The organism is Moraxella equi (genome assembly GCF_002027555.1).
Taxonomy (GTDB): Bacteria; Pseudomonadota; Gammaproteobacteria; order Pseudomonadales; family Moraxellaceae; genus Moraxella; species Moraxella equi.
This window is the reverse complement of sequence record NZ_MXAP01000141.1, coordinates 1-7,165: the sequence shown is the minus strand read 5'-3', so window position 1 is coordinate 7,165 and position 7,165 is coordinate 1. Positions and strand designations below refer to the sequence as shown.

Here is a 7,165-nt window from a genome sequence, read left to right as displayed (position 1 = left end):
TGGGTTCGGTTGGTATATTTATTTTATTTATTATCTTATTGTTATACGCTACTGTTGTAATTATTGGCTTTACAGTATTTAAAATTGAACAGCTAATACATTGGATATTTATTATCGCTTTAATGTTTTCTTTATCCATATTTAATGCCAGTGTAAAATCCAGCATTATTATGGCTATTATTGGACATCTATATCACAAAAAGTATCAAAAACCCATTTCGGCAAAGATAATATTTTGGACTGGAATTCCAATATATTATTTATCAATATTCTTTACCAGACATGGGTTTATTATTCAAGAAAACATCGCTAATTTTGACTATATGATAAAAGCATCTATGATTATGGTTTTTCTTGCTGTGATATTTTCAACCATCAATGTTTTTTATATTAAAAAACTAAACCATTAAATTTGCAAAAAAATGAGAATAAAATGTGCCAACTACTTGGAATGAACTGCAATACCCCCACCGATATTGGATTTAGCTTTACGGGCTTTCGCCAACGGGGCGGGGGGACTGACCATCACGAAGATGGGTTTGGTATCGCCTTTTTTGAACGTGGCGAGACGGGCAAGATAGGCTTACGCCAGTTCCATGACAATCAGCCGTCGCACCTATCGCCTGTGGCGGATTTGATTAATCAGTATCCCATCAAGGCGATGAACGTCATCGCTCACATCAGACGGGCGACCACAGGCGAAAAAAGCAACCTATCCAACCTACACCCCTTTGTGCGTGAAGTGTGGGGCGAGCAGTGGGTATTTGCCCACAACGGGCAGATGACAGCGAGCTTTATCAGTCGCACCGAACGCCTACACGCCAACGGCAATGCCGAGCATTATACGCCCGTGGGGACGACTGACAGCGAGCTTGCGTTTTGTTACCTGCTAAACCGTCTAAAAGCCACCTTTAAATCCCGTCCGTCCGATGAGGCGTTATTTGCCTTTTTGACGGCACAATGCCGTTATCTGTCCGCCAATGGGCTTTTTAACTGCTTGATTTCTAATGGGGATTGGCAATTTGCCTACGCAGGCAGTCTGCTCTTTTATCTGACTCGCAAAGCCCCTTTTGGCGAGGCTAATTTGTCAGACGGGGAGATGAGCGTCAATTTTGGCGATTTGACCACCGCCAAAGACAAAGTTACCGTCATCGTTACCATACCGCTCACCAACAACGAAAAATGGCAACAGATTGCCGTGGACGAATGTGTGGTATTTAGGGACGGCGACGTGGTGTTTAAGGATACGCCCAGCAAAAAAACCTATCTATCTATCGAAGACGGCATCGCTTTGGCAAGAAGTGTGGGGGCGAGTGTTTAGTTTTGGTATTTTAGATGGTATTAAAAAAACCAATCCCAAAAATCAGGCATTTTGTCTATAAATCCTCAATTGATGGATGAAATTTTATCAAAAGTGTGTTAAAGTACACCTATCTTGTAACTGATTATCAAATAATAATCAAAAGGGCTGTGATGATTGACAAAATCAATAATCAGCGACCAAGTCTACAATTTAAAAGGTGATGAACATGGCTTTTACCAACAAAGATTTACGCAAGGCAGGTCTAAAAGTAACCTTGCCCCGCATGAAGATTTTAGAGCTATTAGAGAACGCAGAACACCACCACATGAGTGCCGAAGACGTGTATAAGGCACTTGCCGAGCAAGGTGAAGATGTTGGTTTGGCGACGGTGTACCGTGTGCTGACTCAGTTTGAGCAGGCAGGCATCATTGAACGTCATAATTTTGAAAATAACCTATCGGTGTTTGAGATTGCCCAAGAAGAACACCACGACCATTTGGTGTGTGATGTTTGTGGTAAGATTGAAGAGTTTCATAATGCCATCATCGAAGATGAGCAAGAGAAAATCGCCGAGAAGTATAATTTCAAGCTGTCAGGGCATTCGCTGGTCTTGCATGGCGTGTGCGACAACGCAGAGTGTCAAAAGACCCTTGACCCTGCCAATAAAAGCTAAATCAAGAGTCATAAAAAAGACTGGTCATTACCAGTCTTTTTGTTTGCCTATCGCCAGGTTATGAGTAGTCGCCCATGTCAATAGAGAGTTTGGCAGTCTCTTCTTCGACCACAGCATTTTTGCTTTCAAGCTTGATTTGTAGACGTAGGTCATTTGGACTGTCAGCGTGTTTAATGGCGTCTTGATAGGTGATTTGTCCTGACTCATACAGATCAAACAATGCTTGGTCAAAGGTTTGCATGCCAATGTCGCGTGAACGTTTCATGACAGGCTTAATCTCGTGAATCTCGCCCTTACGGATGTAGTCAGCAATGAGCTGTGTACCCAATAAAATCTCAATGGCGGCACGGCGACCTTTGCCATCAGGGGTTGGGATAAGCTGTTGGGCGATGATGGCACGCAAGTTGAGCGACAAGTCCATGAATAACTGTCCGTGTCTGTCCGCTTCAAAGAAGTGAATGATACGGTCGATGGCTTGGTTGGCGTTGTTGGCGTGGAGCGTGGCAAACACCAAGTGACCCGTCTCAGCGTACTGGATGGCATAGCTCATGACTTCACGGTTACGAATCTCACCGATAAGGATGACATCAGGGGCTTGACGTAGAGTGTTTTTTAGACCTTCTTCAAACGAGAGCGTGTCAATACCCACCTCACGCTGAGTGACGATACAGCCTTTGTGCTGATGGACGTATTCAATCGGGTCTTCGATAGTAATGATATGACCACGAGAGTTCTCGTTACGATGGCCGATCATGGCAGCCAGCGTGGTGGATTTACCTGTACCTGTCGCACCCACAAGTAGGATAATGCCACGCTTTTTCATGGCAAGCTCTTTTAGGATGGGTGGTAGGTTCAAATCTTCGGTGGTGGGAATCTGCGTCTCAATCTTACGCAGTACCATCGCTGCCTTGTTACGCTGAATCATCGCCGACACACGAAAACGAGCGGTTTCGGCTTTGTCAGAGATGGCAAACTGGCATTCGTTAGTCTCATGAAACTCTTTTTTCTGAGCTTCGGTCATGATGCTGGTTACCAGTGCCATGGTCTGTTCAGCGGTCAGCGGGGTTTTGGTCATGGGCAAAATGGTACCATTGACTTTGAGTGATGGGGGAACGCCTTCGGTGATAAAAAGGTCAGAGCCGTTTTTGGCAATCATCACTTGTAGTAGTTTATCAAAATCCATGTGACCCCCTTATAAGAATGCTTCTGGCTGTTTGGCATAGACACGCGCCGTCTCTTTGGTGATGGTGCGAGATGCGACCAAGTTCTTTAAGGTCTGGTCAAGGGTAATCATGCCTTCGCCTGCACCTGTTTGGATGGCAGAGTACATTTGGGCGATTTTGTTTTCACGGATAAGGTTACGAATGGCAGGCGTGCCAAGCATAATCTCATGAGCTGCCACACGACCGCCCCCGACTTTTTTGAGTAGGGCTTGCGAGATAACCGCCTGCAAGGACTCGGATAACATCGCACGAATCATGTCTTTTTCGGCCGCAGGGAATACGTCAATCACACGGTCAATGGTCTTGGCAGCGGAGTTGGTGTGGAGTGTCCCAAACACCAAGTGCCCTGTCTCGGCAGCGGTCAAGGCAAGACGGATGGTCTCCAAGTCACGCATCTCACCGACCAAAATGATGTCAGGGTCTTCACGCAGTGCCGAACGCAAGGCAGCATCAAAGCCTAGGGTGTCACGGTGTACTTCACGTTGGTTCACGAGCGATTTTTTGGATTCATGGACAAACTCGATGGGGTCTTCGATGGTTAGGATATGCTCTTTACGGCTTTCGTTGATGTAGTTAATCATCGCAGCGAGCGTGGTTGATTTGCCCGAACCTGTCGGACCTGTAACCAGTACCACACCACGTTTAAAGTCGGAGACCTTTTTAAAGACAGGACCCATGCCCAAATCTTCCATGGTCAGAACCTTGGATGGAATGGTACGAAATACCGCACCAGCACCACGGTTTTGGTTAAAGGCGTTGACACGGAAACGAGCCAGACCTGGGATCTCAAACGAGAAGTCGGTTTCTAAAAACTCTTCGTAGTCGGCACGTTGTTTGTCATTCATGATGTCATAAATGAGCTTATGCACGGTAGAGTGATCCATCTCGGGGGTGTTGATACGCACCACTTCGCCGTCCACACGAATCATGGGCGGTAGTCCTGCCGATAAGTGCAAGTCGGACGCTTTATTTTTTACCACAAAACGCAGTAGGTCTTCAATACTAGGAGCTGACATGGGATTGCCTTAAAATGAATAAACGAGATAAATTATGGGCTTATTATACAATATTTTGCGTTGCCATTAAAGCACGTCCCGTCAGATATTACAATCCATTTTATGCCAAAGTTTATGCCATTTGTGGGTATTTTCTGCTAAAATACAAAGATTTAAGGAAAAACCATGACACAAGCTCCCCACCATCCATCATCCAACGCACTCATCGAACGGCATACGGCAGTCAAAGAACGCTTAGACGCCATCAATGACACCTATCAGGCCGACCCCAAAGCGGTGCTACTTGCCGTCTCAAAAACCAAGCCATCATCAGACATTGCCACGCTGTATCAGGCAGGACAAAGCCAATTTGGTGAAAATTACTTACAAGAAGCCTTGATAAAAATGAGCGAACTGGCACATCTGCCGATAACATGGCACTACATCGGGCATATTCAGCGAAACAAAACCCGTGACATTGCCATGCATTTTGACTGGGTGCAGACGGTGGAGCGAGCCATCATCGCCGAACGGCTAAACGATCAACGTCCAGATGACCGCCCGCCCCTAAACGTGCTTATCCAAATCAACATTGACGATGAAGCGAGTAAATCAGGCTGTCGCATTGATGAATTAGATGAACTGGTACAAGCCGTGATGAGCTTGCCAAAGCTGACCTTGCGTGGGCTGATGATTATCCCAAGCAAAGACGGTACGGACGCATTTGTCCGTACCAAAGCGATATTCGATGACATCAAAGGGCGTTTTGATTTGCCCGACTTTGATACGCTATCCATGGGCATGAGTGGCGATATGGAGCAGGCGGTCGCCCATGGCTCAACCATGGTGCGAGTGGGGACGGCGATATTTGGCGAGCGGGATTATGGTTGATTTAAAAGGTTATTTAAAAAGTCTTTAAAAGGTTTTTAAATTTATAAAAAATAAAATGGCGTTTTAACACGCCATTTTTTAATATCACTTTATAAGGATTTTACAACACCGAACGGGCGTCTTTGGTGATTTTATCAATCAAGGCTTTGGCACGTTCATTGTCTAGCAGTTGATTTTTGCGGTCGTTTTTTAGGCTTTGGCATTGGTCGTACAGCTCCAAGCAAGTCAGTACCAACAGCTCTTCGTTACTGGGGTTTTTGCCTTTGACGGCACGGCGAAGCTCACGGATTTTGTCATTGATGTATGCTCCTGCTTGCTCCAACTGTGCCACTTCATCGACAGGGCAGGTAATGCGGTGTGATGACCCTGCAATGCTCAAATCAACCGCCTTAAAGCTCGGCTTGTCCGCCTTATCGGCAGGTTTGGTCGGGGCTTTGGGTGTGGTGTTGCCAATATTGCCAAGCGTGCTGTCGCTTGCTTTTGGGGCAGGCGTGGGCGTGGTAGATTTGGCAAGGGCTGGATTTTCTGTGTTTTGGTTGTTTTGGTTTTGGCTTAGATTTTGGTTTGAGCTTAGGCTTGAATTTAGGTTTTGTTGTGTGTTTTGCTCAGCGGTCTTGCTCGGCTCGCTTGGGGCAGATGTCTCATGCGATGGGCTGACTTTGATGTTATTTTTGGCACCGAATTTGATGGCAGAATGAATGTTCATGATGTGTCCTTGTTGATTTTTATTGGTGATTTTGGTTGTCAATTTTGCTAAGCCATGTTTGGATGACTTCGGCACGGCTGATGGCAAGGGCGTTTTTCTCGGTAAGATCCTTGTTTTGTTTGGCTAGGCGTTCGTTGTCTTGGCTTAGCTCATCTAGGCGTTTGTCAAGTTCGTCTTGGGCGGACAGTAACTCTTTGATACGGGCGTGCAAGGCGTTATTTTCATCTTTGCTTTGGCTGATTTCAAGCTGTAACTGGCTGATTTGACGGGGGCTGTCATCATGTGCCAATTTGTGTTTGAGATTGGCAAGTTCGGTGGCGGTGATGTTATAGCGTGCTTTTAGCTCGGTGATGGTCTGCTCTAAGAGTTGTAATTGGGTTAGCATGGGTGTTCCTAGGATAATGGGCGATAAGCGATTGTTAGCGATGATTGGTGTGTTATTGTAGCATGAGATTTTAAAAACACAAAACGCCCTTGACTTTTGCCAAAATGGCGGCATTTATAGGGCAATTTAACCAACAGCGAGAGCCTTATGAGTGACGATTTATCAGGATTTAATGACTGGGCAGAAGCATTTAGCACATGGACAGATGTCTCTATCAGCGAGCTACATGGTCTCATGAGTGCTTTGATGACCGCCTGTCATCCCACGGACGTGGCAGGATGGTCGGCGATATTGACCGAGCTTAGCTTTGCCCTGCCCGATGAGCGGGCGTTGGAGCTGTTGGCGGAATATAGCGAAGACGTGAGTTTTGCCCTAAAAGACAAAGATGACGCCTATGGCTATGAGCCACTGGTGCCTGATGATGAGCATGAGCTGTCTGAGCGGTTTTTGGCACTAAAAGACTGGGCGGGGGGCTTTATCACAGGGCTTGGCGTGGCAGAAGTGGCTCTGACGGCGGATGAGCGTGAGCAGGTGGCTGACCTTACCAAAATCGCCAGTATCCGCCCTGATGAAGAAGATGAGTTTGATGGCGATGAAGAAGAGTATTTGTACTTATTTGAATTTGCCCGTATGGTGCCAGTGAGCCTATCTAACCGCAAACGCAAAAATGTGTCTGATTTGTCCATCATCAAAGGCTTATCCCCCGACCGTCTTACCGCCAGCGAAGTCCAAAAAGAACACGAAGCCCAAAAGAAGCTACCTCCTGTGTTTAATGCGATGAATAAAAAGCAATGATATTTCTCTTAAATTTTTAACGCAAAAATCATTCAAGGCAAGTTTGCTAAAAAATAACAGTTTTGTATTGTTTTGTGATAATTTAGCATGATAAAAAGATTGGCTTTGCAAAAATTTGATAAATGCTGTTAGAAGGGTAGTAATACCCTTTTTTATTGTCTTAATAATTATCATATAAATATACCAACCGAACT

Annotated in this window: 9 protein-coding genes; 5 read left to right on the top strand and 4 right to left on the bottom strand. The window is 45.6% G+C overall.

Annotated elements, in window-relative coordinates; genetic code table 11:
* From B5J93_RS13865 to fur, 3 genes are all read left to right on the top strand, one after another.
* On the top strand, positions 1-410 hold a 410-nt coding region (locus tag B5J93_RS13865; protein WP_211278891.1), incomplete at its 5' end, for a hypothetical protein.
* A 23-nt stretch (positions 411-433) separates the two neighbouring features.
* Positions 434-1,321 carry a class II glutamine amidotransferase gene (locus B5J93_RS11915; RefSeq protein ID WP_079326573.1) on the top strand — a complete coding sequence of 296 codons (888 nt, stop codon included), beginning with the start codon at positions 434-436 and terminating at the stop codon, positions 1,319-1,321.
* Between the two features lie 208 nt (positions 1,322-1,529).
* Positions 1,530-1,976 carry a ferric iron uptake transcriptional regulator gene (fur, locus tag B5J93_RS11910; protein ID WP_079326572.1) on the top strand — a complete coding sequence of 149 codons (447 nt, stop codon included), beginning with the start codon at positions 1,530-1,532 and terminating at the stop codon, positions 1,974-1,976.
* A gap of 58 nt (positions 1,977-2,034) precedes the next feature.
* On the opposite strand, the gene B5J93_RS11905 is transcribed toward fur, so the two are convergent.
* Positions 2,035-3,159 carry a PilT/PilU family type 4a pilus ATPase gene (locus B5J93_RS11905; protein ID WP_079326571.1) on the bottom strand — a complete coding sequence of 375 codons (1,125 nt, stop codon included), beginning with the start codon at positions 3,157-3,159 and terminating at the stop codon, positions 2,035-2,037.
* Positions 3,160-3,168: 9 nt separating this feature from the next.
* Positions 3,169-4,215 carry a type IV pilus twitching motility protein PilT gene (locus B5J93_RS11900; protein WP_065256236.1) on the bottom strand — a complete coding sequence of 349 codons (1,047 nt, stop codon included), beginning with the start codon at positions 4,213-4,215 and terminating at the stop codon, positions 3,169-3,171.
* Positions 4,216-4,380: 165 nt separating this feature from the next.
* Here B5J93_RS11900 and B5J93_RS11895 point away from each other — a divergent pair, with 165 nt between their 5' ends.
* A complete protein-coding gene (locus B5J93_RS11895) occupies positions 4,381-5,085 on the top strand; it encodes a YggS family pyridoxal phosphate-dependent enzyme (RefSeq protein ID WP_079326570.1) in 705 nt (234 codons plus the stop codon).
* 100 nt (positions 5,086-5,185) lie between these two features.
* On the opposite strand, the gene B5J93_RS11890 is transcribed toward B5J93_RS11895, so the two are convergent.
* Positions 5,186-5,791 carry a cell division protein ZapA gene (locus B5J93_RS11890; RefSeq protein WP_079326569.1) on the bottom strand — a complete coding sequence of 202 codons (606 nt, stop codon included), beginning with the start codon at positions 5,789-5,791 and terminating at the stop codon, positions 5,186-5,188.
* A 19-nt stretch (positions 5,792-5,810) separates the two neighbouring features.
* Positions 5,811-6,176 (bottom strand): hypothetical protein, encoded by a 366-nt coding sequence (locus B5J93_RS11885; RefSeq protein WP_079326568.1) that lies wholly within the window; start codon positions 6,174-6,176, stop codon positions 5,811-5,813.
* 147 nt (positions 6,177-6,323) lie between these two features.
* Here B5J93_RS11885 and B5J93_RS11880 point away from each other — a divergent pair, with 147 nt between their 5' ends.
* On the top strand, positions 6,324-6,971 hold the full coding sequence (locus B5J93_RS11880) for a UPF0149 family protein (RefSeq protein ID WP_079326567.1): 648 nt from the start codon (positions 6,324-6,326) through the stop codon (positions 6,969-6,971).
* The last annotated feature ends 194 nt before the right edge of the window (positions 6,972-7,165 follow it).

Coding starts and splice junctions, on each gene's coding strand:
- B5J93_RS11915 (WP_079326573.1), top strand. CDS start 434: ATGTGCCAACTACTTGGAATGAACTGCAATACCCCCACCGATATTGGA.
- fur (WP_079326572.1), top strand. CDS start 1,530: ATGGCTTTTACCAACAAAGATTTACGCAAGGCAGGTCTAAAAGTAACC.
- B5J93_RS11905 (WP_079326571.1), bottom strand. CDS start 3,159: ATGGATTTTGATAAACTACTACAAGTGATGATTGCCAAAAACGGCTCT.
- B5J93_RS11900 (WP_065256236.1), bottom strand. CDS start 4,215: ATGTCAGCTCCTAGTATTGAAGACCTACTGCGTTTTGTGGTAAAAAAT.
- B5J93_RS11895 (WP_079326570.1), top strand. CDS start 4,381: ATGACACAAGCTCCCCACCATCCATCATCCAACGCACTCATCGAACGG.
- B5J93_RS11890 (WP_079326569.1), bottom strand. CDS start 5,791: ATGAACATTCATTCTGCCATCAAATTCGGTGCCAAAAATAACATCAAA.
- B5J93_RS11885 (WP_079326568.1), bottom strand. CDS start 6,176: ATGCTAACCCAATTACAACTCTTAGAGCAGACCATCACCGAGCTAAAA.
- B5J93_RS11880 (WP_079326567.1), top strand. CDS start 6,324: ATGAGTGACGATTTATCAGGATTTAATGACTGGGCAGAAGCATTTAGC.